At 57.3% G+C, this 24,469-nt stretch carries 25 protein-coding genes and 1 pseudogene; 20 read left to right on the forward strand and 6 right to left on the reverse strand.

Features of this window, described 5'->3' with window-relative positions; genetic code table 11:
* A partial coding sequence (gene rne, locus BLX42_RS04045; protein WP_161871202.1) for a ribonuclease E occupies window positions 1–2,434 on the reverse strand: 2,434 nt, incomplete at its 3' end.
* Window positions 2,435–3,244: 810 nt separating this feature from the next.
* Here rne and rluC point away from each other — a divergent pair.
* From rluC to BLX42_RS04060, 3 genes are read left to right on the forward strand one after another with little or no spacing between them, the layout of a single operon-like run.
* Window positions 3,245–4,201, forward strand: coding sequence for a 23S rRNA pseudouridine(955/2504/2580) synthase RluC (gene rluC, locus BLX42_RS04050; protein WP_115275617.1), 957 nt, complete (start codon window positions 3,245–3,247; stop codon window positions 4,199–4,201).
* Between the two features lie 3 nt (window positions 4,202–4,204).
* Window positions 4,205–4,885 carry an HAD family hydrolase gene (locus BLX42_RS04055; protein ID WP_115275618.1) on the forward strand — a complete coding sequence of 227 codons (681 nt, stop codon included), beginning with the start codon at window positions 4,205–4,207 and terminating at the stop codon, window positions 4,883–4,885.
* A 2-nt stretch (window positions 4,886–4,887) separates the two neighbouring features.
* Window positions 4,888–5,913, forward strand: coding sequence for a S49 family peptidase (locus BLX42_RS04060; RefSeq protein WP_046786562.1), 1,026 nt, complete (start codon window positions 4,888–4,890; stop codon window positions 5,911–5,913).
* Between the two features lie 78 nt (window positions 5,914–5,991).
* Here the strand turns inward: BLX42_RS04060 and BLX42_RS04065 are convergent, their stop codons facing one another.
* On the reverse strand, window positions 5,992–6,570 hold the full coding sequence (locus BLX42_RS04065) for a nucleoside triphosphate pyrophosphatase (protein ID WP_046786561.1): 579 nt from the start codon (window positions 6,568–6,570) through the stop codon (window positions 5,992–5,994).
* Window positions 6,571–6,666: 96 nt separating this feature from the next.
* Here BLX42_RS04065 and BLX42_RS04070 point away from each other — a divergent pair, with 96 nt between their 5' ends.
* From BLX42_RS04070 to tmk, 10 genes and pseudogenes are all read left to right on the forward strand, one after another.
* Window positions 6,667–7,194, forward strand: coding sequence for a YceD family protein (locus BLX42_RS04070; RefSeq protein WP_012313431.1), 528 nt, complete (start codon window positions 6,667–6,669; stop codon window positions 7,192–7,194).
* 13 nt (window positions 7,195–7,207) lie between these two features.
* Window positions 7,208–7,390 carry a 50S ribosomal protein L32 gene (rpmF, locus tag BLX42_RS04075; RefSeq protein WP_010223221.1) on the forward strand — a complete coding sequence of 61 codons (183 nt, stop codon included), beginning with the start codon at window positions 7,208–7,210 and terminating at the stop codon, window positions 7,388–7,390.
* A gap of 3 nt (window positions 7,391–7,393) precedes the next feature.
* Window positions 7,394–8,404 carry a phosphate acyltransferase PlsX gene (gene plsX, locus BLX42_RS04080; RefSeq protein ID WP_080952128.1) on the forward strand — a complete coding sequence of 337 codons (1,011 nt, stop codon included), beginning with the start codon at window positions 7,394–7,396 and terminating at the stop codon, window positions 8,402–8,404.
* 127 nt (window positions 8,405–8,531) lie between these two features.
* Entirely contained in the window at window positions 8,532–9,470 is a 939-nt protein-coding gene (fabD, locus tag BLX42_RS04085; RefSeq protein ID WP_046786559.1) for an ACP S-malonyltransferase, read from the forward strand.
* Window positions 9,471–9,486: 16 nt separating this feature from the next.
* Window positions 9,487–10,227, forward strand: coding sequence for a 3-oxoacyl-ACP reductase FabG (gene fabG / locus BLX42_RS04090; protein WP_008096412.1), 741 nt, complete (start codon window positions 9,487–9,489; stop codon window positions 10,225–10,227).
* A gap of 203 nt (window positions 10,228–10,430) precedes the next feature.
* Window positions 10,431–10,667: an acyl carrier protein gene (gene acpP / locus BLX42_RS04095; RefSeq protein ID WP_039603098.1), complete on the forward strand. Its 237-nt coding sequence runs from the start codon at window positions 10,431–10,433 to the stop codon at window positions 10,665–10,667.
* A 174-nt stretch (window positions 10,668–10,841) separates the two neighbouring features.
* Window positions 10,842–12,086, forward strand: coding sequence for a beta-ketoacyl-ACP synthase II (fabF, locus tag BLX42_RS04100; protein ID WP_046786557.1), 1,245 nt, complete (start codon window positions 10,842–10,844; stop codon window positions 12,084–12,086).
* Window positions 12,086–12,901 (forward strand): aminodeoxychorismate lyase, encoded by an 816-nt coding sequence (gene pabC, locus BLX42_RS04105; RefSeq protein WP_046786556.1) that lies wholly within the window; start codon window positions 12,086–12,088, stop codon window positions 12,899–12,901. Before fabF ends, pabC begins: the two co-directional genes overlap by 1 nt.
* Window positions 12,902–12,905: 4 nt before the next feature.
* Window positions 12,906–14,036: an endolytic transglycosylase MltG gene (gene mltG / locus BLX42_RS04110; protein WP_046786555.1), complete on the forward strand. Its 1,131-nt coding sequence runs from the start codon at window positions 12,906–12,908 to the stop codon at window positions 14,034–14,036.
* A gap of 9 nt (window positions 14,037–14,045) precedes the next feature.
* A pseudogene (tmk, locus tag BLX42_RS04115) lies at window positions 14,046–14,369 on the forward strand (dTMP kinase); the annotation flags it as partial.
* Between the two features lie 591 nt (window positions 14,370–14,960).
* On the opposite strand, the gene BLX42_RS04120 reads toward tmk, so the two are convergent.
* Complete coding sequence (locus tag BLX42_RS04120; protein WP_161871204.1) at window positions 14,961–15,944, reverse strand: hypothetical protein; 984 nt, start codon at window positions 15,942–15,944, stop codon at window positions 14,961–14,963.
* A 205-nt stretch (window positions 15,945–16,149) separates the two neighbouring features.
* Window positions 16,150–16,938, reverse strand: coding sequence for a hypothetical protein (locus BLX42_RS04125; RefSeq protein WP_161871205.1), 789 nt, complete (start codon window positions 16,936–16,938; stop codon window positions 16,150–16,152).
* Window positions 16,939–17,073: 135 nt separating this feature from the next.
* Between BLX42_RS04125 and BLX42_RS04130 the strand changes: the two genes are divergently transcribed.
* On the forward strand, window positions 17,074–17,883 hold the full coding sequence (locus tag BLX42_RS04130; RefSeq protein ID WP_161871206.1) for a DUF4238 domain-containing protein: 810 nt from the start codon (window positions 17,074–17,076) through the stop codon (window positions 17,881–17,883).
* Between the two features lie 264 nt (window positions 17,884–18,147).
* On the opposite strand, the gene BLX42_RS04135 is transcribed toward BLX42_RS04130, so the two are convergent.
* Window positions 18,148–18,435, reverse strand: a complete 288-nt coding sequence (locus BLX42_RS04135) for a helix-turn-helix domain-containing protein (protein WP_086978018.1) — start codon at window positions 18,433–18,435, stop codon at window positions 18,148–18,150.
* Window positions 18,436–18,674: 239 nt separating this feature from the next.
* On the opposite strand from BLX42_RS04135, the gene BLX42_RS04140 reads away from it, so the two are divergent.
* Together BLX42_RS04140 and BLX42_RS04145 are read left to right on the forward strand one after the other, a co-directional pair.
* Window positions 18,675–19,334, forward strand: coding sequence for a hypothetical protein (locus BLX42_RS04140; protein ID WP_086978017.1), 660 nt, complete (start codon window positions 18,675–18,677; stop codon window positions 19,332–19,334).
* Window positions 19,335–19,341: 7 nt separating this feature from the next.
* Window positions 19,342–19,842 carry a hypothetical protein gene (locus BLX42_RS04145; protein ID WP_086978016.1) on the forward strand — a complete coding sequence of 167 codons (501 nt, stop codon included), beginning with the start codon at window positions 19,342–19,344 and terminating at the stop codon, window positions 19,840–19,842.
* A gap of 41 nt (window positions 19,843–19,883) precedes the next feature.
* On the opposite strand, the gene BLX42_RS04150 is transcribed toward BLX42_RS04145, so the two are convergent.
* Window positions 19,884–20,264 (reverse strand): hypothetical protein, encoded by a 381-nt coding sequence (locus BLX42_RS04150; protein ID WP_161871207.1) that lies wholly within the window; start codon window positions 20,262–20,264, stop codon window positions 19,884–19,886.
* Between the two features lie 326 nt (window positions 20,265–20,590).
* On the opposite strand from BLX42_RS04150, the gene BLX42_RS04155 reads away from it, so the two are divergent.
* From BLX42_RS04155 to BLX42_RS04170, 4 genes are all read left to right on the forward strand, one after another.
* The gene (locus tag BLX42_RS04155; protein ID WP_161871208.1) at window positions 20,591–21,157 is read left to right on the forward strand and encodes a recombinase family protein; all 567 of its coding nucleotides are present in this window, start codon (window positions 20,591–20,593) and stop codon (window positions 21,155–21,157) included.
* A 178-nt stretch (window positions 21,158–21,335) separates the two neighbouring features.
* Window positions 21,336–21,623 (forward strand): hypothetical protein, encoded by a 288-nt coding sequence (locus BLX42_RS04160; protein ID WP_161871209.1) that lies wholly within the window; start codon window positions 21,336–21,338, stop codon window positions 21,621–21,623.
* Between the two features lie 357 nt (window positions 21,624–21,980).
* A complete protein-coding gene (locus BLX42_RS04165) occupies window positions 21,981–23,738 on the forward strand; it encodes a restriction endonuclease (protein WP_161871210.1) in 1,758 nt (585 codons plus the stop codon).
* Complete coding sequence (locus BLX42_RS04170) at window positions 23,735–24,244, forward strand: hypothetical protein (RefSeq protein WP_161871211.1); 510 nt, start codon at window positions 23,735–23,737, stop codon at window positions 24,242–24,244. The genes BLX42_RS04165 and BLX42_RS04170 overlap by 4 nt, the downstream gene beginning before the upstream one ends.
* Window positions 24,245–24,469 lie beyond the last annotated feature (225 nt).

The following is a 24,469-nucleotide window of genomic DNA, read 5'->3' on the forward strand; positions in this document are numbered from 1 at the left end:
CGCCATTGGCGTTGCGCTGGCGCTCACGACGGTTGCTGCGGCGACGCTGGCCGCGGGAGCGGCGGCGCGGACGCTCGTCATCGGAACCTTCCTGCTCGTCCTGTTGCAGCTCCTCGTTCGGCAGTTGCTCATCGGCGAGTTCTGCAGCCTTCTCGGCAGCCTGCTCAGCTTCACGTGGCTGGCGCTCTTCGCGTGGCGGGCGAGGCTGACGTTCTTCGCGAGGTGCGCGTTCTTCGCGAGGTGCACGCTCTTCACGTGGAGCGCGTTCTTCGCGAGGTGCACGCTCTTCTCGTGGAGCGCGTTCTTCACGAGGTGCACGCTCTTCACGTGGAGCGCGTTCTTCACGAGGCGCACGCTCTTCACGTGGAGCGCGTTCTTCGCGTGGAGCACGCTCTTCACGTGGCTGGCGCTCTTCACGAGCGGCCGGTGCTGCATCCAGAGGCTCACGCAGTTCGCGGACGCGCTCTTCGCGGTTGCCGCGGCGGTCTTCGCGTGGCTGGCGAGGTGCGCGCTCTTCACGAGGGGCACGTTCTTCACGAGGGGCGCGCTCTTCACGCGGCTGGCGCTCTTCACGAGGTTTGCGCTCTTCGTCACGGCGGCCGTTGCGGTTGCGGCTCTGCTGGCGGCCGTTGCGACGCTCCTCGTTACGCTGAGTGCGCTCGGTGGCAGGCTTCTCGGCGGCGACTACCGGGGCGGCGGCAGGCTCTTCCTTGCCGGCGAACAGGCTGACCAGCGACTTCACCAAGCCTTTGAACAGGCTTGGCTCCGGAACGCTGGGTGCCGGGGCTGCCGGTGCGGCAGGCTGCTGTTCTTCGACAGCGCTCGGTACCGGAGCGTTGGCGCGGGCCGGTGCGGTCTTGACCGCTGCTTCCTGGCGCACCAGGGTGCGCGTGGCGGTCGGCTGCGGCGCTTCTTCGGTTTCGGTGGCGGCGATTTCGTAGCTGGACTGGTTGTTCAGCACTTCCGGGTTGTCGTCGCGCAGGCGCTGGACTTCGAAGTGCGGGGTTTCCAGGTGGTCGTTCGGCAGAATGATGATGCGGGCACGGGTGCGCAGTTCGATCTTGGTGATCGAGTTGCGCTTCTCGTTGAGCAGGAAGGCGGCCACCGGAATCGGTACCTGGGCGCGTACTTCGGCAGTACGGTCCTTCAGGGCTTCTTCTTCGATCAGGCGCAGGATGGCCAGGGACAGCGACTCGACATCACGGATGATGCCGGTGCCGGAGCAGCGCGGGCAGACGATGCCGCTGCTTTCGCCCAGCGACGGGCGCAGGCGCTGACGGGACATTTCCAGCAGGCCGAAGCGCGAGATGCGGCCGACCTGCACGCGGGCGCGGTCTGCCTCGAGGGCTTCGCGTACACGTTCTTCGACGGCGCGCTGGTTTTTCGCCGGCGTCATGTCGATGAAGTCGATGACGATCAGGCCGCCGATGTCACGCAGGCGCAGCTGGCGGGCGATTTCCTCGGCCGCTTCCAGGTTGGTCTGCAGGGCGGTTTCCTCGATGTCGCTGCCCTTGGTGGCGCGCGCCGAGTTGATGTCGATGGAAACCAGGGCCTCGGTCGGGTCGATCACGATCGAGCCGCCCGATGGCAGGTCGACGACGCGCTGGAAGGCGGTCTCGATCTGGCTTTCGATCTGGAAGCGGTTGAACAGCGGCACGCTGTCTTCGTACAGCTTGACCTTGCTGGCGTACTGCGGCATCACCTGGCGGATGAAGGTCAGGGCTTCTTCCTGGGCATCGATGCTGTCGATCAGCACTTCGCCGATGTCCTGGCGCAGGTAGTCGCGGATGGCGCGGATGATGACGTTGCTTTCCTGGTAGATCAGGAAGGGCGCAGCGCGATCCAGGGATGCTTCCTTGATGGCGGTCCACAGCTGCAGCAGGTAATCGAGGTCCCACTGCATTTCTTCGCTGCTGCGGCCAAGGCCAGCGGTGCGCACGATCAGGCCCATGTCGCCTGGCACGGTCAGGCCGTTGAGGGCCTCACGCAGTTCGTTGCGCTCTTCGCCTTCGATGCGGCGGGAGATGCCGCCAGCGCGTGGGTTGTTGGGCATCAGCACCAGGTAGCGACCTGCCAGGCTGATGAAGGTGGTCAGGGCGGCGCCTTTGTTGCCGCGCTCTTCCTTCTCGACCTGGACGATGACTTCCTGGCCTTCGCTCAGGACATCCTTGATGTTGACGCGGCCTTCAGGGGCTTTCTTGAAGTACTCGCGGGAGATTTCCTTCAGCGGCAGGAAGCCGTGACGTTCGGAGCCGAAGTCGACGAAGGCGGCTTCGAGGCTGGGCTCGATCCGGGTGATCTTGCCTTTGTAGATGTTGGCCTTTTTCTGCTCACGCGCGCCGGACTCGATGTCCAGGTCGTAGAGACGTTGGCCGTCCACCAGGGCTACACGCAACTCTTCGGGTTGAGTTGCGTTAATCAGCATTCTTTTCATGTTGTACCGTCGGTTTCCGGGCTGCCGGAAACGGCGTTCGGCACACACGACTTCTCATGGTCGGTGCCAAGGTGCGCAAAGGGTGGCCGGGCCACCCCCGTGTCGAGCAACGTTCGGCACCAGCCGGTTTCCCAGCCTGCCGTTGTCGCGACGACGCGTCCTGTTTGCTGCGGTGCCAAGAGGCCCCTGCGGTATCTGCAGAGATATCCGAATCGATATCCGAATCAACCCAGCAGGCCTCGTGCACTCAGTCAGGAGGAGGAATCAACCGTCAGCCGTGGACGCCCATGGGGCATCTGTTCAGGACCTTATCCGCTCGCCGGCCATTCACTGGGCCGGTGGCCGGACGCGGTGCTACACGGTCCGAGGGCTGTGCATCTCCACCCTGCACGTATCCCTGATAATTCGGGTGCTGCCGCGCGCTGAATCCGCAACGGGTTGCATTTTTCGCCAGCGCAGTTTCCGCGCTGACGCCATTCATGTCCAAGGCAGGTATTTCCGAAGCATTCGCCGTGCGTTGCGTGCAAGCGTCGGGGCGGGCAGAGGTGCAGCGAAAAGAAGCGGGTAAGCAGGTGAAACACCGCACTTGTCGTTTTTTTTCGGTCTTCTCTACACAGCGCTGGTGGCGATTCCAGGCAATTCGGTAAACTGGCGAAAACCCCGTAGGACGGCCTCGCGTCCTGCAGAATTGCGTTGGTCAGGGACCGGCCAAGGGCCTGGTTCCGCTGGCCTGCCGCTTTTGGCGGCGTTCGCGACTATAGCAGTAATGATTAAGTGCTTCAATTCCATAAAAATTGTTATGATCCCTTGATGACGACCAATACCCCTCCGACTTCCGGCGTTCAGCTGATCGAAGTCGCGCCGGAGCTTGCCGGCCAACGCATCGACAATTTCCTCATCACGGCGCTCAAGGGTGTACCCAGAACGCTGGTCTACCGCATCCTGCGCAAAGGCGAGGTCCGGGTCAACAAGGGCCGTGTCAAGCCTGAGTACAAGATCCAGGCGGGTGACATCGTCCGTGTGCCCCCTGTGCGCCTCCCCGAGCGTGACGAGCCGGCCCCGGTTGCCCAGGGGCTGCTGCAGCGCCTGGAAGCCGCCATTGTCTACGAGGACAAGGCGCTGATCGTGATGAACAAGCCGGCCGGTATCGCCGTGCATGGCGGCAGTGGCCTGAGCTTCGGTGTGATCGAGGCGCTGCGCCAGTTGCGCCCCGATGCCAAGGAGCTGGAGCTGGTGCACCGCCTGGACCGCGACACCTCGGGCCTGCTGATGATTGCCAAGAAGCGCAGCATGCTGCGCCATCTGCATGCCGCGCTGCGTGGCGATGGGGTCGACAAGCGCTACATGGCGCTTGTGCGTGGGCACTGGCCTACCTCGAAGAAGCAGGTCAATGCCCCGTTGCTCAAGAGCAACCTGCGTTCGGGCGAGCGTATGGTCGAGGTGAACGAGGAGGGCAAGGAGGCGCTTACCCTGTTCCGTGTGCTTCGCCGTTTCGGCGAGTTCGCCACCATTGTCGAGGCGCGCCCCATCACGGGGCGTACCCATCAGATTCGCGTACATACTCTGCACGCTGGCCACATGATCGCTGGTGACAGCAAGTACGGCGACGAGGATTTCAGCCGCGAAATTCGTGACTTGGGAGGCAAGCGCCTGTTCCTGCACGCCTATGCCCTCACGGTGCCGCTGCCTGATGGTGGTGAGCTCAAGCTCGAAGCGCCTGTGGACGAAGTCTGGGCGAAAACCGTGGAGCGTCTGGGGGCGTCCTGATTCATGAAAAAGTCTTACGAGTTGCTGATCTTCGACTGGGACGGCACCTTGGCCGACTCGATCGGGCGGATCGTCGAGGCGATGAATGCCGCCGCCGAGCGCGCCGGTGAGGCGCCAAGCCCGGAGGAGGCGGTCAAGGGCATCATCGGCCTGGCGCTTGGTGAAGCCATTTCAACCCTCTATCCGCACCTCGATCCTGTGCAGGTCGAAACCTTCCGTCAGCACTATGCCGACATCTATACGGCGCTTGATCAGCAGCCTTCTCCGTTGTTCGAGGGGGTGGTCGAGTCGCTGGATGCCTTCCGGGTCGAGGGTTATCGCCTGGCAGTGGCGACCGGCAAGGCGCGTCGTGGTCTGGATCGGGTGCTCAAGGCCAATGGCTGGGAGCGGTTTTTCGACATCACCCGCGCCGCTGATGAGACCCGTGGCAAGCCGCACCCGCTGATGCTCGAGGAAATTCTAGGGCATTGCGGTGTCGAACCTGGGCGGGCGCTGATGGTCGGAGATTCGGCATTCGATCTGCTGATGGCCAATAACGCCGGTATGCATTCTGCGGCCGTGGGCTATGGTGCCATGTCGCTGCAGGCTTTGGCCGAGTTCGGCCCGCAAGTGTGCATCGATCACTTTTCCCAGCTGCGCGAGTGGCTGGCAGGTTCTGCGCAAATCCAATTCCAAGGTAGGTGAGCATGGTTGACGAGTGGAAAGCACCCGGTTCCGAGACTGAAGAAGAGCGCCTGGCGCGCGAAGACCGTCAAGAGGATGAGCGTGTAGAGCGCAAAAGCTGGAAGCTGCTGGAGAAGACCCTGCTGGCCGGTGTCCAGGAGCAGCGCAGGGCGCGTCGCTGGGGGATCTTCTTCAAGCTGCTGACCTTCGTCTACCTCTTCGGTGTATTGGCTCTGTTCCTGCCTTGGACGGATATGGACAAGGCCGCTTCGCGCAGCACCAGCCATACCGCATTGGTGGAAGTGCGCGGGGTGATCGCCGATCAGGAAGCTGCCAGTGCCGACAATCTGGTCAAGAGCCTGCGCGAGGCGTTCAAGGATCCAAAGACCAAGGCCGTGGTCATGCGTATCAATAGCCCCGGAGGCAGCCCGGTGCAGGCAGGTTATGTCTATGACGAGATTCGCCGGCTGCGCGGCGAGTATCCGGACATCAAGCTGTACGCGGTAATCGCTGACCTGGGTGCGTCGGGTGCCTATTACATTGCCAGTGCGGCGGACGAGATCTATGCCGACAAGGCCAGCCTGGTGGGGTCCATTGGTGTGACGGCGGCCGGGTATGGCTTTGTGGGGTCGATGGAGAAGCTTGGTGTGGAACGGCGCACGTATACCGCCGGTGAGCACAAGGCCTTCCTGGATCCGTTCTCGCCGGAAAAGCCTGAAGAGCGGGCGTTCTGGCAGGGCGTGCTGAATACCACCCATCAGCAGTTCATTGCCATGGTCAAGCAGGGCAGGGGTGATCGCCTGAAAGACAAGGAGCACCCTGAGCTGTTCAGTGGCCTGGTGTGGTCGGGTGAGCAGGCCAAGGCGCTGGGGCTTGTCGATGGCCTGGGCAGTGCGAGCTATGTGGCGCGTGAGATCGTGGGGGAGAAGGAGCTGGTCGACTTCACGGTCGAGGAGTCACCGTTCGATCGCTTCTCCAAACGCATCGGTGCCAGCGTGGCGGAGAAGTTGGCCATGTACATGGGCTTCCAGGGGCCTGCCTTGCGCTGAGTGCCTGCCTGGCCCCATCGCCGGCAATTGCTGCATAAGGCTTGCGGGTGATGGGGTGCAAGACCGCCTCTGGTGGTCTCAGGGCACTGTCACGCCTTCCGTGCTGAGCATATCCACCAGCCGGATCAACGGCAGCCCGATCAGGCTGGTGGCATCGCACCCGTGGGTGCTCTTGAACAAGCTCACACCCAGCCCCTCGGCCTTGAAGCTGCCCGCGCAATCGAGCGGCTGCTCGGCCGTCACGTAGCGCTCCACGCGCTCCCGGTCCAGTTCCCGCATCGTTACGGTAAACGGCACGCAATCGACCTGGCATTGCCCTGTGGCGGTGTTCAGCAGTGCCACCCCGGTCAGGAAGGTGACGTGCTGTCCGCTGGCCTCCAGCAATTGCTCGCAGGCGCGCTCGAAACTGTGCGGCTTGCCCAGAATCTGCTCGCCCAGTACCGCGACTTGGTCGGAGCCGATGATCAGGTGCTGCGGGTGGCTGCCGGCCAGTGCCTCGGCCTTCTGCCTGGCCAGGCGTCGCACCAGCTCTGTGGCGGGCTCGTCAGCGAGCCGCCGCTCGTCAAGGTCGGGGCTTGCCCAGGTGAAAGGCAGGCCCAGGCGCGCGAGCAGTTCGCGCCGGTAAGGGGAGCTGGAAGCCAGCAACAAAGGCAGCATGGTAGACTCCTGATCAGTTGATCCCGATTCTAACATGCAACATACCGCCGAATTTCCTTTGACAGGTGCAGGGGGCATCCCTAGAATGCTGCGCCTATGTTGAATGACCCGATTCCACCTCACGTTGACCCGCGCAAATTAGCCGATCGTGGCGTAACCCTTAACGGTTCGCTGCAACTCGCTGATTTGGAAAGACTCTGCGACCCGCTTTCCGACAATGTCGGTACGGTGCAGGCGAAGTTCGATTTTGAACGAGATGAACAGCACGTGGTGGTTATCCACAGCGAGCTGGATGTCGAAGTCAAAATGGTTTGCCAGCGTTGTCTTGAGCTGGTCACCCTGCCGATTCACAGCGAATGCACTTACGCTGTGGTGAAGGAGGGTGCGAATACCCAGTCGTTGCCGAAAGGCTATGACGTGCTGGAACTGGGCGAAGATCCTTTGGATCTGCAGGCCTTGATCGAGGAGGAGCTTCTGCTCGCCTTGCCCATCGTGCCTGCTCATCATCCGGAAGAATGCCAGCAGCCGGCGGGCGCAGACGAGCCCGAATCGAGCAAGGACGAGGTATCGCGGTCCAACCCGTTCAGTGTTTTGGCGCAGTTAAAGCGTGACCCAAACGTTTAGGAGTTAATCAATTATGGCTGTTCAGCAGAACAAAAAATCCCGCTCTGCCCGTGACATGCGCCGTTCGCACGACGCTCTGTCGGAAAACGCGCTGTCGGTAGAAAAGACCACCGGTGAAGTACACCTGCGTCACCACGTATCGCCAGAAGGCGTATACCGTGGTCGTAAAGTGATCGACAAGGGCGCTGACGAGTAATCCTTGTCTGCTCAGATCATCGCGATCGACGCAATGGGCGGGGACTTCGGTCCCCGCAGCATTGTCCAGGCTAGCATAGCCTGCCTTTCGGCTACCCCCTCGCTGCACCTGACCCTCGTCGGTCAACCATCCCTCCTAGAAGATCTTGTCAGTGGCCTTGCGGCTGCGGATCGTGCGCGCCTGCAGATTGTCGCTGCCAGTGAGGTGATCGGTATGGACGAGCGGCCATCCCAGGCGCTGCGCGGCAAGCCGGACTCGTCGATGCGCATCGCCCTTGAACTGGTGCGTGATGGCAAGGCCCAGGCCTGCGTCAGTGCCGGCAATACCGGCGCGCTGATGGCGTTGTCGCGCTTGGTGCTCAAGACGCTGCCGGGTATCGATCGGCCTGCCATGGTCGCGGCTATCCCGACTCAGGCGGGGTACTGCCAGTTGCTCGACCTGGGTGCCAATGTCGACTGCAGTGCCGAAAACCTCTACCAGTTCGCTGTAATGGGCTCGGTGGCCGCACAGGCCTTGGGTGTCCAGCGCCCGCGGGTGGCACTGTTGAATATCGGCACCGAGGACATCAAGGGCAATCAGCAGGTCAAGCTGGCTGCCACGCTGTTGCAGAACGCTCGCGGCCTCAATTATGTCGGCTTCGTCGAGGGTGATGGCCTTTATCGGGGGGAGGCGGACGTGGTGGTGTGCGACGGCTTTGTCGGCAATATCCTGCTCAAGTCCAGCGAGGGCCTGGCGACGATGATCGCTGCGCGCATCGAAAAACTGTTCAAGGGTGGCCCGTTGTCACGTGTTGCCGGGGCCGTCGCGATGCCGCTGCTCAAGCGTCTGCAGGCCGACCTGGCGCCGGCGCGGCATAATGGGGCAAGTTTTCTGGGGCTGCAGGGTATCGTCATCAAGAGCCATGGCTCGGCCGGCGTGCAGGGCTTTCAGAGCGCCATCCAGCGTGCGCTGATCGAGATCCAGGAAAACCTCCCGCAGCGCTTGCACGGGCGCCTTGAAGACCTGTTGCCTTAGGCATTTCGCCGATGAAGTGCTTAAATGTGACCGCTTGGTCCGCGTTTCCATCCAAGTTTTCAGTTTCCGCGTCTAGTCTTTGGCTCGGCGCACCCTATCCGACGACAAGATCATAAGGGCTTGTTCAATGTCTGCATCCCTCGCATTCGTCTTCCCCGGTCAAGGTTCCCAGTCGCTGGGCATGCTCAAAGAACTGGGCGCTGAAAAGCCGGTGATCGTTGAGACCTTCAAGGAAGCCTCCGAGGCTCTGGGTTACGACCTGTGGGAGCTGGTTCAGGAAGGCCCGGAAGAGCAACTCAATCAAACCGACAAGACCCAACCGGCCATCCTCACTGCCTCCATCGCTCTGTGGCGCCTGTGGCTGGAGGAGGGTGGCGCGCAGCCGGCCTTCGTGTCGGGCCACAGCCTGGGCGAGTACAGCGCTCTGGTCGCTGCTGGCAGCCTGTCGCTCAAAGACGCCGTCAAGCTGGTCAAGCGCCGTGGCGAACTGATGCAGGAAGCCGTGCCGGCCGGTCATGGCGCCATGGCCGCCATCCTCGGCCTGGGCGACGATGATGTGAAGGCCATTTGCGCCGAAGCGGCCGAAGATGAAGTGGTCAGCGCAGTCAACTTCAACTCGCCGGGCCAGGTGGTCATCGCCGGCAACGTCGCGGCGGTCAATCGTGCCATCGAGCTGTGCAAGGCCAAGGGCGCCAAGCGCGCCTTGCCGCTGCCGGTCAGCGTGCCGTCGCACTGCGCCCTGATGAAGCCGGCTGCCGATCGTTTCGCCGAGCACGTCAATGCCGTCGAATGGAAGGCGCCGCAGATTCCGGTAGTGCAGAACGTTACTGCCGCCGTCGCCGCCGACCTCGACACCCTCAAGCAGGATCTGCTGGCGCAGCTGTATCAGCCGGTTCGCTGGGTTGAATGCGTGCAGACCCTCGCCGCGAACGGCGCGGTCAACCTGGTCGAATGTGGCCCGGGCAAGGTGCTGGCCGGCCTGAACAAGCGTTGCGCCGACGGTGTGACCACCTACAACCTCAATACCCCCGACGCCGTCGCCGCCACCCGTGCGGCGCTGGCCTGAATTTGGAGAAGCTTGCATGAGCCTGCAAGGTAAAGTTGCATTGGTTACCGGCGCCAGCCGGGGTATCGGCCAGGCCATCGCCCTCGAGCTGGGCCGCCAGGGCGCTACCGTGATCGGTACCGCCACCTCGGCTTCCGGTGCCGAGCGCATCGCTGCCACCCTGAAAGAGCACGGTATCACCGGTACCGGCATGGAGCTGAACGTCACCAGCGCCGAGTCGGTGGAGGCGGTACTGGGTGCCATCGGCGAGCAGTTCGGTGCCCCGGCCATTCTGGTCAACAACGCTGGCATCACCCGCGACAACCTCATGCTGCGCATGAAGGACGACGAGTGGTTCGACGTGATCGACACCAACCTGAACAGCCTCTACCGTTTGTCCAAGGGCGTGCTGCGTGGCATGACCAAGGCGCGTTGGGGTCGTATCATCAGCATCGGCTCGGTCGTCGGTGCCATGGGTAACGCTGGCCAGGCCAACTATGCGGCCGCCAAGGCCGGCCTGGAAGGCTTCAGCCGCGCCCTGGCGCGTGAAGTCGGCTCGCGCGGCATCACCGTCAATTCGGTGACCCCGGGCTTCATCGATACCGACATGACCCGCGAATTGCCAGAAGCGCAGCGCGAAGCCCTGCAGACCCAGATTCCGCTGGGCCGCCTGGGTCAGGCCGAAGAAATCGCCAAGGTGGTTTCCTTCCTGGCATCCGACGGCGCAGCCTATGTCACCGGCGCTACCGTGCCGGTGAACGGCGGGATGTACATGTAACACTGCAACTCAATGTGACGGATTGCTTAAAAAAAGAGTCATACTCCCAGCCTAAAATCCGTTATAAAGCTGCAACCAGATTCCAGGCAGGGGGCAGGGTGACTGAAGCGAAGGTGCGTTCCGCTTGAAAAGCGAACGTCTTTCTATAAAATTGGTCACCGGCCAGCTGCCTGACATATATCCATTAGGAGTGAAAACTAGGTATGAGCACCATCGAAGAACGCGTCAAGAAAATCGTCGCCGAGCAACTGGGCGTCAAGGAAGAGGAAATCAAGAACGAATCTTCTTTCGTTGATGATCTGGGTGCCGACTCGCTTGACACCGTTGAGCTGGTGATGGCTCTGGAAGAGGAATTCGAGACCGAAATCCCTGACGAAGAAGCCGAGAAGATCACTACCGTTCAAGCGGCCATCGACTACGTCAACGCCCACCAGGCTTAAGACGCTGTAGTCGACGCTTCTTGTCGAGAAGAACCGCACTGCCTTTGCCGGCGTGCGGTTTTTTCTTTGCGAAGGTCCTGCAATGATCCGCGGGCTTCGAGAGCCTGTTGCCATTTCATTCCATTGCCTTGAATGCAATGGCAAGAGACTCTGTTATTAGAAAAGGAGAGTACTGTGTCGCGTAGACGCGTCGTGGTCACTGGTATGGGTATGCTGTCGCCACTGGGTACGGATGTACCGAGCACCTGGCAGGGCATTCTGGCTGGCCGCAGTGGCATCGGTCCGATCGAGCATACGGACCTTTCTGCCTACTCCACCCGTTTTGGCGGCTCGGTGAAGGGCTTTGAGGTCGAGCAGTACCTGTCGGCCAAGGAAGCTCGCAAGCTTGACTTGTTCATCCAGTACGGCCTGGCGGCCGGTTTCCAGGCGGTACGCAATGCCGGCCTGGAAGTCACCGACGCCAACCGCGAGCGCATTGGCGTGGCCATGGGCTCTGGGATCGGCGGCCTGACCAATATCGAAGAAACCAGCCGCACCTTGCACGATCAAGGCCCGCGCCGCATTTCGCCGTTCTTCGTGCCAGGCTCGATCATCAACATGATCTCCGGCTTCCTGTCGATCCATCTGGGGTTGCAGGGCCCCAATTATGCCATTGCCACTGCCTGCACCACTGGCACCCACTGCATCGGCATGGCTGCTCGCAACATCGCCTACGGTGAAGCCGACGTGATGATCGCCGGTGGCGCCGAAATGGCCGCTTGCGGCTTGGGCATGGGTGGCTTCGGTGCTTCTCGCGCACTGTCGACCCGCAACGATGAGCCGGCCCGTGCCAGCCGCCCGTGGGACAAGGGGCGTGACGGTTTTGTACTCTCCGACGGCGCCGGTGCGCTGGTGCTCGAAGAGCTGGAGCATGCCCAGGCCCGTGGTGCGACCATCTATGCCGAGCTGGTTGGTTTCGGCATGAGCGGCGACGCTTACCACATGACTTCGCCACCCGACAGTGGCGAAGGCGCTGCGCGCTGCATGGCCAACGCCTTGCGTGATGCTGGCATCCAGCCGGCTGAGGTCAGCTACATCAACGCCCACGGTACCTCGACTCCGGCTGGCGATATCGCTGAAGTCGCGGCGATCAAGCGCGTGTTTGGCGAGCACGCCTACAAGCTGGCTGTCAGCTCGACCAAGTCGATGACCGGTCACCTGCTGGGGGCTGCGGGCGCTGTAGAGGCGATCTTCAGCGTGCTGGCGATCAACAGCCAGATGGCACCGCCAACCATCAACCTCGATGAGCCGGACGAAGGCTGCGACCTCGACTTCGTGCCCCATCAGGCGCGCAGCATGCCGATCGACGTAGTGCTGTCCAACTCGTTCGGCTTTGGTGGCACCAACGGCTCGCTGGTGTTCCGCCGGTTCGCCGGCTGATGCACAGCTGGATCGACGGCCAGCCCGCGACTGCGGTCAACCTGCAGAACCGTGGCCTGGCCTACGGCGATGGTCTGTTCGAGACCATCGCCGTACGCAGTGGCCGCCCCAGCATGCTGGACGGTCACCTGGCGCGTCTGGCCCTGGGCTGCCAGCGCCTGGCAATCGATGCCGACCTGGCGTTGGTGCGCGATGAAATCCTGCGTTATGCCAGCCAACTGGGTGACGGTGTCGCGAAACTGATCCTCACCCGGGGCGATAGCCAGCGTGGCTATGCGCCGATGGCAGGTGCCGCGCCGCGGCGCATCCTGCTGGGCAGCCCGCTGCCCGGCTACCCTGCCGAACATGCCGAACACGGTGTGCGTCTTTTCCCTTGCCAGACCCGGCTTGGGGAACAACCGTTGCTGGCAGGCCTCAAACACCTCAACCGCCTGGAGCAGGTGCTGGCCCGTGCCGAATGGCAGGACAGCGAACATGCCGAAGGCTTGATGTGTGATGGGCAAGGCAGGCTGGTCGAAGGTGTTTACAGCAATCTTTTCCTGGTGCGCGGCGGCGTGTTGCTTACTGCCGAGCTCAGCCGTTGCGGCGTGGCAGGGGTGATGCGCGGTGCGTTGCTGGAACAGGCGCAGGCACTGGCCATTCCGGTGCAGGTGCGTGACCTGCCGTTCGACGAGCTTGCGCTGGCCGATGAGGTATTCATCTGCAACAGCGTTTATGGGGTCTGGCCGGTGCGGGCTTTTGCTGCGCTGAACTGGTCGCCGGGCCCGCTCACCCGTAAACTGCAGGCCTTTGCCCGTACGTTACTGGATACCTGAATTCGTGAGACGCAAAATCCTGCTGCTGCTGGAAATGGGCTTGATCCTGGCCGGCCTGGCATTGGGCTGGTCTGCCTGGAAGGTCAACTCGGTGCTGGAGCAGCCCTTGCGCGTGACGCAGGAGCAACTGCTCGACGTGCCCAGTGGCACCAACCCCAATCGCATGTTCTACCGCATGGAGGGCGAGGGGTTGCTCGATGACGCCTTCTGGTTGCGCCTGTACTGGCGCTTCAACATGGCCGGCACACCCCTGAAAACCGGCGAATATCGCATCACGCCGGGCATGACCGTCGAAGCGTTGTTCGACGCCTGGCGCCGTGCCGATGTGGTGCAGTACAACCTGACCCTGGTGGAGGGTTGGACGTTCCGCCAGGTGCGTTCGGCGATCGCCAGGCACGAGAAGATCAAGCACACCCTCGATGGCCTTACCGACTCCGAAGTCATGGATAAGCTTGGCCACACCGGCGTGTTTCCGGAGGGCCGCTTCTTCCCTGATACCTACCGTTTCGTGCGGGGCATGAGTGACGTCGAGCTGCTGCAGCAGGCCTATATGCGGCTGGACGAAGTGCTGGCCAAAGAGTGGGCCGAGCGCGCCACCGACTTGCCTTATCGTGACCCGTACCAGGCGTTGATCATGGCCTCGTTGGTGGAGAAGGAAACCGGCATCCCCCAGGAGCGCGGGCAAATTGCCGGGGTGTTCGTTCGTCGCCTGCGGCTGGGGATGATGCTGCAGACAGACCCTACGGTCATCTACGGCATGGGCGAACGCTACAACGGCAGAATCACCCGCGCCGACCTGCGTGAGCCAACGCCTTACAACACCTATACCATCTCTGGCCTGCCGCCCACGCCGATCGCCATGGTCGGGCGAGAGGCGATCCACGCTGCGCTCCATCCAGCCGATGGCACCAGCCTGTACTTCGTCGCCCGGGGTGATGGCAGCCATGTGTTCTCCGATGACTTGGACGATCACAATTCTGCAGTGCGCGAGTATCAGCTCAAGCGCCGTGCGGATTACCGGTCAAGCCCCGCTCCCCAAGCGTCGCCAGAGTCTGGCGAACCCTCTGCCCAGGACCCGGCACCGGCCAGCGACCCCGCGCCGGCCGACGCGCCTGCGGCTGACGAACAACATTAAGGACTGCCTGTGAGCGGCTTGTTTATTACCCTGGAAGGCCCCGAAGGCGCGGGCAAAAGTACCAACCGTGATTACCTGGCAGCACGCCTGCGAGAGCAGGGGCTGGATGTGGTGCTTACCCGCGAGCCTGGCGGTACTCCGCTGGCTGAAAAGGTCCGCGAACTGCTGTTGGCACCGAGTGATGAAGTGATGGCTGCCGACACCGAGCTGTTGTTGGTGTTCGCCGCGCGCGCTCAGCATCTGGCGCAGGTGATCCGCCCGGCGCTGGAGCGTGGGGCCGTGGTGCTATGTGATCGTTTCACGTCTGTACTATTTCGGAAGGCCTTCAGAGGTAAACCTATGAATTCGAATGCTAATTTCACAGCATAAGGTGTGAAGCCCACAGAAATAGAGGGTTGAGTGCTTCTCTCAGTGAATGCCGGAACGCAAAGTGCTGATTTTTTGAAGGACATGTAAACCATTTGACCGATTCGCTTGCCTCAAATGGAAATGTAAACCCCTTTTGTCAAAAACCTCTAGCGTCAGATCGTCTGGGATTGCAGAAATGTAAACCTCTCTGCGCGCCTTCACGAAGGCTTGCTATCTCTGTAAAGCTCAACCAGACAGAACTCCTCCTTCAGCCTCTCATCTCCCTCCCTAATTTTTATGGCTCAGACTCCGCTCTTTTGACTGTGGCACTCTCGGAAGGCATCGCCGCTCGTCGAGAAAAATCGGACGAATTATTTCTCTCTAGGGGAATCAACCTGGAGGTTTCGAGGTTCGGGATAGGGTTAAAAGGGGGCTGATCATCGCTTGGGGAGAAGATAGCCAAGCTTCTGCTGATGGGGCACGTTTGGATTAGTTCGCCGATCGCTTTTCGGCGATCGGCGGAAGTAGTAGGCGTCGATTCGTCCGGCGTACTGACGTGTAGCTTGAGTATTACCGTCAGTTCGCCTTACCTGAGTCGGTGGATTTGAATGGACGTATTTTTTCCAGCGCATCAGAAACGGATGAGAACATCTGCACCATGTGGTTCACGTCTGGTGGCATAGTCGCTACATCCGGCCAGCCGGCTTTCTCCTCAAGGACCTTCAGCATCAACGATCTCATTTCTGATTTGCTATTTTCATCGCTGAACTGTTTGAGCGAATAATAGGAAAGGAGATAGCGGTCAAAAACAGAGCGAACCTTCACAAATTGCATGGATGAATCAGTGAAGCTCCGATATTGTTTCAGAAACCACGCCGCCAGAAACTCAACTACTAGGAAAGTGAGTGAGCATGAAACGATTCCGTAGATCATATAGTTTGTCGCAGGCCAGAAGTGGAAGGCGACCTGCCATACTACGATGCTGAAGATATAGAAGTATATTCCGCGACGCAGATACATTGTGCCTGTGTCAAGTAACTTTGACGCTTTTTCTTCTGCTAGGCTTACTCGCTTATCCAAGGTTTGGATGAGACTCAGCATATACTCTTCAAAGTAATCTTTGGGTTTTTCGGATTGATCTAGAGGAGCTAAGGATAAGCTGTTTCGAACTGTTTCAAGTTCTTTCAGCCTTTTTGCGGCTCTCAGCCTCTCTTTCGTCTGCGCTCGTTGGTCAATATCTTGGAAGCTTGCTGCCTCAAAGCGTGTTAAACGGCTGTAGATGACGCCTACAAATAGTGCGATGAGTGGGAGTAAAATAGTCCAGGTGTCTCGAAAGAATTCGATGTTCAATTGACTAAGAGTTTCTAAGAGCTTTTCCTTGGAAAATGCTGAGATGGAAGTTCCAACGCTGACAGCAGAGAGCGCAAGGAATGCTAATTGCCAGATTCTAATTTTTTTCTCGCCGGGGTCTGTCCAGCGGTACAGGATGTCTCCGTCAGCTTGGACGAATTGCGGTTCGTCAGAGTCATTATCCGTTTCTTCTCTCTCGTAGCGCTTCACTGCTTACTCCCCAATCCGCTCGACTCGCTCAACAGAATCGCACCCGGCGACCCATACAAAATCCGGGCGCAGAAATACCACTTCGACTTTCGTTTCGCAATGTCAAAATGATGGCGGAGGTGTCTTTTCTAGCGTAGCGAAGCTGAAAATTCGGAATGGTGTCCCAACTTACCTTTGATGATCAATCATGAAGGAAAGCAATACATCACAACCCTATTGCTACCAGTTTCAACTCCTCATGCGGGATCTCATGCAGTCCGAGGATCTCCACGATCCTCTGACCTGTGGGCGATAGATGCCCGTGAATGGGTAGGATATGGGCTATGTCATAGACGAAGCCTGCCTGGCCCCGCTGCGGGTCTATGCTGACGAGGAATTGCCTTTGGTAGAGGTAAAACGCTTGTTGGGCCAGGTCTAGCTTCTCCGTTGGAATCACACCTCGTTCAGGCCAGGCTTCAGAGCGCAGAGTGAATGACTCACGATTCGCAATTACTGCCAGAATGCAGAACTGCTGATAGGTGAGCGTCTCTGCGATTGCGAGTAGGTGATTGGCCTCTGCGGGTTGAAAGTCGGGCTTGAAGACCAAGTTGGTGAAAAAGCGGGCGATGTACTCCAGCTTCTTCCGCTCGTGCTCCTGCTTCGCGGCCAGCAGCACACCTTCGAATATTTCTTCCCCAGGTGAGGGCTGGTCGTCTTCTTTTCTCTCGAAGAAGCCGTCATTGCGAGGGGACTCCCATTGAAGCCGCTCGCGTATTCCGTCGATGGCCAACGCTGCAACGCCGCCGACCTTGTGCTGCTCTCGGGTCGACAGCATGCGTTCAGCAATATCTTCTATTACCAACTCGCAAGCTTTAGCGGCAGCGGCTGAAGCTACTGAGCCGGGCAGGCCGCCCAAAGTGCCACCAATGAGCACGGTTACAACAGAACCGACGCTGGTACCTGCGATGCTGAAGCCTTTTTTCAGCAAACCGATAGCCTTCCCATCCTTTTTCATCCTTCCTCCTAGCTCTGTGCAGATGCCCTTAGCCATTGGCGGCTTTCTAGCTATCGCATGACCGCGATCACGCGCTTTAATCTGTAATGCGTCGATAGAATCGAGATTGGTCCCCAGCGGCATTTTACAGAGGGCATGGAAGTGAAATATGAGCCCACGCAGCCAGGCAATCCCCACAGATTCACCATCAACCAGCACGTATTTCCCAAAGCGAGCATCGAGCGCTTTGCGGGCGATGATGGGGGCGTAGAAGTTTATTCGATACCGCACCAGAAGGTCATGAGGCTCAAGCCTAACAACCCCTTATTCTGCGCGCAGAGGGTCTGGGACCAGAAAACGGAAGCGGCGGTGAGCAGGCGCATCGAAGACAAATTCCAGGCGCTCGCGGACGCGATCGAGCACGGCATCGTGACGACCATAGGGATTTGGGAAAAGCGTACCGTTGAACAGTTTTTCTCTCTCTGGCGCACAAGGCAAAAATTTAGAATTGAGGGCCTTGAAGACGTGAGGCTTCACAACATCGAAGGTGAATCACTCACAAAGGCGCAACAAGAGGCCATAGAGAGCAAGCACGCCATGTACGTGTCGGACGGAGTAGTGAAGGGACGCCTGCTCGCTAGCATTCACGTATTTGGCTACGAGAGGGCCTTCCTCCAGACCAATGAGTCGATGGAGTGGGGCATCGCTCGTCCTGCCTCGGGTGACTTCGTGGTACCAGATAGCTTTGAGGACATGATGATCGTGCCGATCTCGCCTAGCGTGGCGATTGTTGCAGGCGTGCCTAATTGCGTATTGAGCAGCGACGAGGTGGCAACGATCAATCAGAGCGCGATCGCCCGTGCGAAAAACTACTACTTTGCTAGGCAGCTTTCGGCCGCACCCATCGTCCGGCGCTCAACCAACTCACAATTCACGGGCATCTTCCCTGCGCCGTGGTCGAGTTGAAAGCATTGGTGGGGAGCTTGGACCCGCTCTCGGAGCGGGATTAATCCAGGGCAGATTGGGTGATGGTAGCCTGGTGTAGGTCATGTGCAATGGGGTCAGTAACACGCATTTATGCGTCGCCCTGTAAGGGGGTGAAAATAGCCTGCCACGGTTCACATTCATCGGGCCTTCGCGGACGACAATCTCTATCTGCACCTATCTAACTGACGGCAACATCTGATCCTGCTCGCTCAAAGCAACTGGTCGCCAAACCTTTCCGCTGAATTATCCCATCCGATTCAACCGGCGCAGATCACTCTCGATTCTCTCAATCACCGCTTTCCCTTCCAGCGAGCCATCCTGCATCGCTGCCGTCAGCACGAGCAGGACGATCGGTTCGATTGCCAGGATCTTCGCTAACCCCTCAATGACAGGCAGTGTCGGTACCTGCACGCCCCTTTCGATGCGGCTGAGGGTCGATATCGCTGCAACGCTTTGAAAGCGTGCCTGTGGAAGTCCTAGCTGGACGCGCAGGCTTCGAAAAGTCAGGCCAAAAGCCTCTGCAAATTCCATTGAAAAAGAAGCTCATATCCAAAGTGGTATTTGATGCCGAAAGGCGCTAAATTGAAAGAGCGCAGACGCTTACTTACGATATATCTTGGCGTTTTTCTTCGAGATTTGGAGTGAAATCACGTCAATCTCATAAACGCAGGGGTGTGAATGGGTAGCGCGCTTCGCCGCCCAAGGGCGTTCAGCAGCCGGCGCCGAAGCGGACGCCAACAGCTGATCTACGAGTCGATAGAGGGAAGGGAATGTTCGAGACAATGCCGGTTCATCAGCTGCTTTCCGACCACGAGGATTTCCAGGCTTGGAAGATCGTGATGCTGAACAGCCCTCGCAGGTGGTTCTACATCACGACCAGCAACTACAGCGCTGACGGCGAGCATCTCCACACCTGGATGATGCTGATTACGGATCCATTGATCTTCCGACGGGTGATACATGCCAAATCCGAGACCACCAAGTATGGAAACGTCTATCTGATGATGCCGGTGGGAGAGCCTGGCTCTGAGGCTATGGGCTGGGATTACTCTAGGCTAATTGCGATGAAAGAATTCGATCCAGAGAACGGCGATGAATCCGCTTATGCCTATCTCACAGCAGATGGTGCATGGGAAGACGCGCGGCTCGAAGAAATGAAAAATGTGGAGGGGCGTATGGTGTACAAATCGCCTGATTACGATGAGCATGTCGCGGCCGAAGATATTACGGATGAGTACATCGCCTCTCTTGCCAAAAAAGTGTTCACTATCGCTTGTGAATTACATGGAGGAGATATGCGCGCGGCTGCTGCATGGCTTCAAACCCCAATGTCTGCCCTAGGCGATCTTGCACCCATTGATATCACCGAAGCGGACCTCCCGCGCTTGATGAATGCGATCGGAAAGGAGATTAGAGATATCTTACCTTGAGGTGGCTATGTTTGATGTTCCTAAGATGATTATGGCGAATGCTCCGGATCTCCTGGATCAGATCGCGATGGCTGTTACCTCCGATGGCACCTTTGCATATCTTCAGCTGAAGAGCTTGGTTTCGAGCCCGAGGCTTGCTGAGTATTGGATTCAAGATTTGAATATCGATGGGTTAGTGGAAGTAGGCGATAGCTTCCTCACTAAGCACACTATGCTTGGCGATTGGGATTATAAGAGCTATGGTATGGAGCTAAGCGCATGGGAGAAAATCAAGGGCGAGAGCGTCATGCTTGAATATGGCGACCTCAAAAGAGCGGAAGCAGGTAATCATAAAATAATAAGGTTGCAGATTTGGCCCTTCAATCCAGCAACGTTGAGCTTGGAAGAAATGAAGATAGCGGTGGCCGTGTCTTATGCACCGCTTGAGCTGATCTACGAGTCTCGGATTTTCGGAGCAATAAATGAGATGCTTGAGGAATACGGCATCGATGCTGATCCGGGGATGTAACGGGGTGCAGGGATGTAGTTGATCACATCCCTGCCATAGATTTACGTAGGGGTGTGCGCATCGCAGCGAGTGATGAGCCACCCCTGCACATTCTTCTTCTGCCCAGGTTTTCCGCAGATTTCGCAGATTTTGGATGAAAGTCCCTCGGCGAGATCGATCATTCCAGAGATGTGGTCATCGCCTCCTTGAAAATAGAATCTTAGGGAGCCGAATTTTTCCTTAATCTGAGTTGCGTGGACTTCTAAGCCGGTTGCCTCAGCTCGCGCCTGAATACTAGCGCACAGGGTGTCAATAAGCTGATGCCAGCCGTCGCCGCACTGGAAGCCGCCCCATAGGCGAGTTTTATACGTTCCTTCTTCATTGATATACCCAAGGACCTTTGGGTATTTCGTGTGTAGCTCTATTTCGATTTCTGGACTCATAGGTATTTCTCCTCGGATGATATTGGGGTGGAGTGGCTCGGGCTATCTCCTCTTATATGTGATTAGCGTGAGCTGTGCAATGCTTGATTGGGTGGCTGCTGAGTTGTTCGCCCGTCTCTGAGTTTTGGGCGTAAATATAATTTACGCTTCGAATGAAGAGCGTAAATGGTATTGTCGTTTAAGGATGGGAGGTGATTTGTCGCATAAGTATTAAGATGTGCGACAAAATACTAGCTTGCGGTTTTCGGGCTCAAAGCTTGTCGCATAAGTTTGTCGCAAGTTGTGATAACCTCAATCAATGAAATGCGACAGAAAGAGAGAAAAAAATGAATATAGGGTACGCGAGGGTTTCTACGAACAGTCAAGATCTACAATTGCAAAGAGAGCTTCTTTGTCAAGCTGGGTGCACACGAGTATTTGAAGAAAAAATAAGTGGTGCAAAAAAGGATAGGCCGGAGCTGTTGAGGATGATGGATCACCTCCGTGAGGGAGATGTCTTAATCGTCAGTCGGCTCGACCGTTTGGCTCGTTCCACGATCGACCTTCTCGCCATAGCTGATCAGCTCAATGGAATAGGCGCTGGGCTAAAGTCGCTCGCGGAGCCCTGGTTGGACACGACGTCTCCGGCTGGCCAAATGATTCTGACCATCTTCTCTGGAATTGCTCAGTTCGAGCGGAGCTTAATCGTCGAGCGGACCAGGGCGGGCCGAGAGGCGGCTCAAAGGAAGGGAGTCAAATTCGGCCCGAAGCCATCTTTAAGCAAAGATCAGATTGAGCATGCCGAGCGGTTGGTCGCTGAAGGGAAGCCGATAGCCCAGATCGCTTCTCTGCTTAGGGTCCACAGAGCAACGTTGTATAGGTCCTTGAATCGAGCAGCGCCTAATTCTGGGTAGCGGGACCTAGGTGGACCTTCCGGTGCCCATACTCCGTGTCGGAATTGTTGAGTAGCCGTCCCGGCTATAGGCACCCAGCGGCTGTGGGGCAGTCGGATGCGCTGTCCCTGGTCGGTACCTTGGTGCCTGTGGCTGTGCTCGTGTAGTCTCCAGGCGTGAATTGCCATTGATAGGTCTTATGAAAGTTTTCTCGTTCCGCGCGGATGCGCTTCAAGATGTTTTTGAGCTAATGCAGGCTAAAGGTACGCGTGACATTAGCCGTCTGACGATTTACCCAGACAGCTCCTTCCCTGATGTCGAAGTTGAGCTTTTGACCTCCATGAGCGAGGCCGAGCTTCGGGCCGTTGTTGCAGGCCTAGATGATGCTCATGTGATTTCAGACACCCTCAGGGCTTGTGAATTGAAAGCGAACCCGCTCCAGCGAGGCGATGATCCCGATCCGCTCCCGCTCGCTCCAGAGTTCTGACGTACCTGGTGATGCCTTAGGCCTCTGGTTCAGCTGCTAAAACGAGAGGGCGGGTGGACTCTGTTTATGGGGGCAGGACATTCTTGGGTTGTCAGGGTGGCCGCGGCTCTCGCCGCGAAGAGGTCCAAGGGGGAGGGATCGCTGATGGCCTGTGTGGCCTTGTACATCGGTAGCCCTCCCACCAGCCAGCTGCCGAGCATGACCGACGCCTCCCGCTGGGTCCATTCTCGCGCAAGCGAGGTAGGCTTCTGAGGGGCGACTCAAACGATTTCCTTTTTTCGGCTGTGCACGGGTAGGGCCACATGGAATACCCAATGTGGAAAGTATCGGAAGGACCAAACCTCAAGCGAGGCTTATGTGAACGAGTACGATTTTTCGCGACTAAACGACAAAGAATTTGAAGTCTTCTGCACTGACCTTCTGAGCGCTCGGGAAGGAGTGCGGTTCGAGCGATTCAAGCCTGGGCGTGATGGAGGGGTGGATGGCCGTTATTTCAAGTCCGAGGGCGATGAGTGGATTCTTCAGTGCAAACACTGGGTATCAACCCCGCTAGAGAAGCTCGTTAAATCCATCGAGGATGCTGAAAGCCTAAAAGTTAAGAAGCTATCACCAAGTCGTTATATTTTGGCTGTGTCACATGCGCTATCTCTTAATGATAAAAAGATTTTGATTCAGAAGCTTTCGCCATTTGTCTTGTCTTCGGAGGATATACTGGGTCGAGAAGATTTGAATGATATATTGGCGAAATTCCCGGGCGTTGAAAGGCGGCACTATAAGTTGTGGATCGCTAGTTCTAATGTCCTTGCGAATATGTTTAATAAGCCCATTCATGACAGAAGCGAGTTCGAGCTTGGCGAAATCATTGAGGCTTCTAGGCTGTATGTTCCAACAGTGAATCATGATCGAGCGATTGAAAAGCTGGAATCAACAAATGTTGCGATTATCACCGGTCCTGCTGGCATCGGTAAGACGACGTTGGCTGGGCAGCTAATTTTGCAATATGTCGCGGAAGGATTTGAGCTTTCGGTGATTTCCGATGACACAAAAGAGGCTGAAGGGATTTTTGATTCTGATTCTAAGCAAATTTTCTACTTTGATGATTTTTTAGGCCGTAACTACCTTGAAGCGCTCTCTGGGCATGAAGGGGCGAAGATTGTTAATTTTATTAGACGCGTCGCCCAAAACTCTAAAAAGCGTTTTGTATTGACTTCCCGGACGACCATTCTGAATCAAGGAAAAATTCTGAATGACGTTTTTCATAACTCTAATATAAACCGAAGTGAGTTTGAAATAACGCTTGAGTCTTTGGCGAAAATTGACAAGGCTCGAATACTTTATAATCACATTTGGCATTCTTCATTGGATGCCGAATACGTCGAACAGTTGTATTCACACCGACGCTATAGAACCATAATTGATCATAAGAATTTCAATCCTCGACTGATTCGGTTTATAACCGATGCCCAGCGATTGGAGGATGTTCCTCCAGAGTCATATTGGACTCATACAATAGGTTTGCTAGACGATCCCTCTCAGATCTGGGAGCACCCATTTCAATCGCAGCTGGATGATTGCGGACGTGCTCTGGTGCTACTGGTTGCTATGAGCGGACGCCTGATTACTGAACCCGAGCTTGCGGAGGCGTTCGCACGATATTTGGCTTGCCCAGGAGCTGCTGGTCTTACCGGGAAAAAGGATTTCCTCTTAAATCTTCGCCATCTATCTGGGTCCATGTTAACGAGATTTGTAGTCAGCGAGGGGCAGCCTTTGGTTCGGCTCTTCAACCCTTCTTTGGGTGATTTTGTATTCAATAGGTATGCCAGTAATACGCCAGTTCTGCGGCAATGTTTTGGTAGTCTGAAGACGCATTCCTCTTTGAAGACCCTCAAAGACATGCTGGATAACCAGATAATCACTGATGCCGTGGCTACTGACGTGGTGAATCATGTATTCTTATCAGTCTGCGATATAGGTTTTCTTGGTTCTAATGCCGAGTTTGTTGCGAAGCTGTGCGTTCTAAGATCTGAACTGGGTATGGAATTCAGCGCCTCAGATCAGAAACTGTCTAAAGCAATTTCTTTCATTGCGGGGGAAAAATGTGGGGGGCTCTTTTGAACTCAGCCAGACTGCTATTATGGGCGCTTAGCAATGGCGTTATCAGTCAAGCCAACGCGGAAATATTTTTAGAGGGCGCGTTTGCCAATGATCCGGGGCATGATGAATTGCTGGTTTTAAATGAAATAGTCAAAAATTTTGATATTGCAGGGTATGAGTGGCTATATGACGCGTATGACGAAGTGGTCACGGCGCATTTAATTGCATCGGTCGAAGACGAATTTCCAGATGCGGAAGTTTTTTCTGGTTCAAGTTCGCAATCCACAGCGCGTAGGAGATTTATTGAGTTAATGGACGAAAAGGCTGGTGAGCTGGGGGCTTATGATTCCTCAAGTGTTGCTGATAGCGTGGCTGGTGATGTGGATGTTGATAGGTTCTACGATAAGTATTTTTCTGAGACAGAGCGTGAGCCAGATTATGAGGCCCGTAGAGGTCGGCCTATGAGTTTAACCGAGGCACTGCCTAAAATCATTGACCCGATTGACGACCTTTTTGCGCGAACCTGAAAAGGTTCGGCCCTCCCGATTGGGATCATCAATGTTTTGACTAGAGTGCTCCGGAATTTTTTGTTGGCTAGAGGGATTGCGGCTTAAATCGGTCAGGGTGAGCACTTTTTGTGAGCGCTGCGTATGGTGATCAATGACCTGGAGACCTGCTCACTTCCACAATGTGTGCCGCGTCCTTGGCCGGAGGTAAGCCCTTTGTCTGCGGTGGAAGTGGCGGGACGGGTA

This window comes from Pseudomonas sp. SG-MS2, assembly GCF_009933855.1.
In the GTDB taxonomy this organism is placed as follows: Bacteria; Pseudomonadota; Gammaproteobacteria; order Pseudomonadales; family Pseudomonadaceae; genus Aquipseudomonas; species Aquipseudomonas putida_E.

Coding starts and splice junctions, on each gene's coding strand:
- BLX42_RS04055 (WP_115275618.1), top strand. CDS start 4,205: ATGAAAAAGTCTTACGAGTTGCTGATCTTCGACTGGGACGGCACCTTG.
- BLX42_RS04145 (WP_086978016.1), top strand. CDS start 19,342: ATGTTTGATGTTCCTAAGATGATTATGGCGAATGCTCCGGATCTCCTG.
- rpmF (WP_010223221.1), top strand. CDS start 7,208: ATGGCTGTTCAGCAGAACAAAAAATCCCGCTCTGCCCGTGACATGCGC.
- BLX42_RS04065 (WP_046786561.1), bottom strand. CDS start 6,570: ATGCTGCCTTTGTTGCTGGCTTCCAGCTCCCCTTACCGGCGCGAACTG.
- rluC (WP_115275617.1), top strand. CDS start 3,245: ATGACGACCAATACCCCTCCGACTTCCGGCGTTCAGCTGATCGAAGTC.
- BLX42_RS04140 (WP_086978017.1), top strand. CDS start 18,675: ATGTTCGAGACAATGCCGGTTCATCAGCTGCTTTCCGACCACGAGGAT.
- fabG (WP_008096412.1), top strand. CDS start 9,487: ATGAGCCTGCAAGGTAAAGTTGCATTGGTTACCGGCGCCAGCCGGGGT.
- BLX42_RS04125 (WP_161871205.1), bottom strand. CDS start 16,938: ATGAAAAAGGATGGGAAGGCTATCGGTTTGCTGAAAAAAGGCTTCAGC.
- pabC (WP_046786556.1), top strand. CDS start 12,086: ATGCACAGCTGGATCGACGGCCAGCCCGCGACTGCGGTCAACCTGCAG.
- BLX42_RS04150 (WP_161871207.1), bottom strand. CDS start 20,264: ATGAGTCCAGAAATCGAAATAGAGCTACACACGAAATACCCAAAGGTC.
- BLX42_RS04155 (WP_161871208.1), top strand. CDS start 20,591: ATGAATATAGGGTACGCGAGGGTTTCTACGAACAGTCAAGATCTACAA.
- BLX42_RS04135 (WP_086978018.1), bottom strand. CDS start 18,435: ATGGAATTTGCAGAGGCTTTTGGCCTGACTTTTCGAAGCCTGCGCGTC.
- BLX42_RS04060 (WP_046786562.1), top strand. CDS start 4,888: ATGGTTGACGAGTGGAAAGCACCCGGTTCCGAGACTGAAGAAGAGCGC.
- fabD (WP_046786559.1), top strand. CDS start 8,532: ATGTCTGCATCCCTCGCATTCGTCTTCCCCGGTCAAGGTTCCCAGTCG.
- BLX42_RS04130 (WP_161871206.1), top strand. CDS start 17,074: ATGGAAGTGAAATATGAGCCCACGCAGCCAGGCAATCCCCACAGATTC.
- acpP (WP_039603098.1), top strand. CDS start 10,431: ATGAGCACCATCGAAGAACGCGTCAAGAAAATCGTCGCCGAGCAACTG.
- BLX42_RS04160 (WP_161871209.1), top strand. CDS start 21,336: ATGAAAGTTTTCTCGTTCCGCGCGGATGCGCTTCAAGATGTTTTTGAG.
- BLX42_RS04070 (WP_012313431.1), top strand. CDS start 6,667: ATGTTGAATGACCCGATTCCACCTCACGTTGACCCGCGCAAATTAGCC.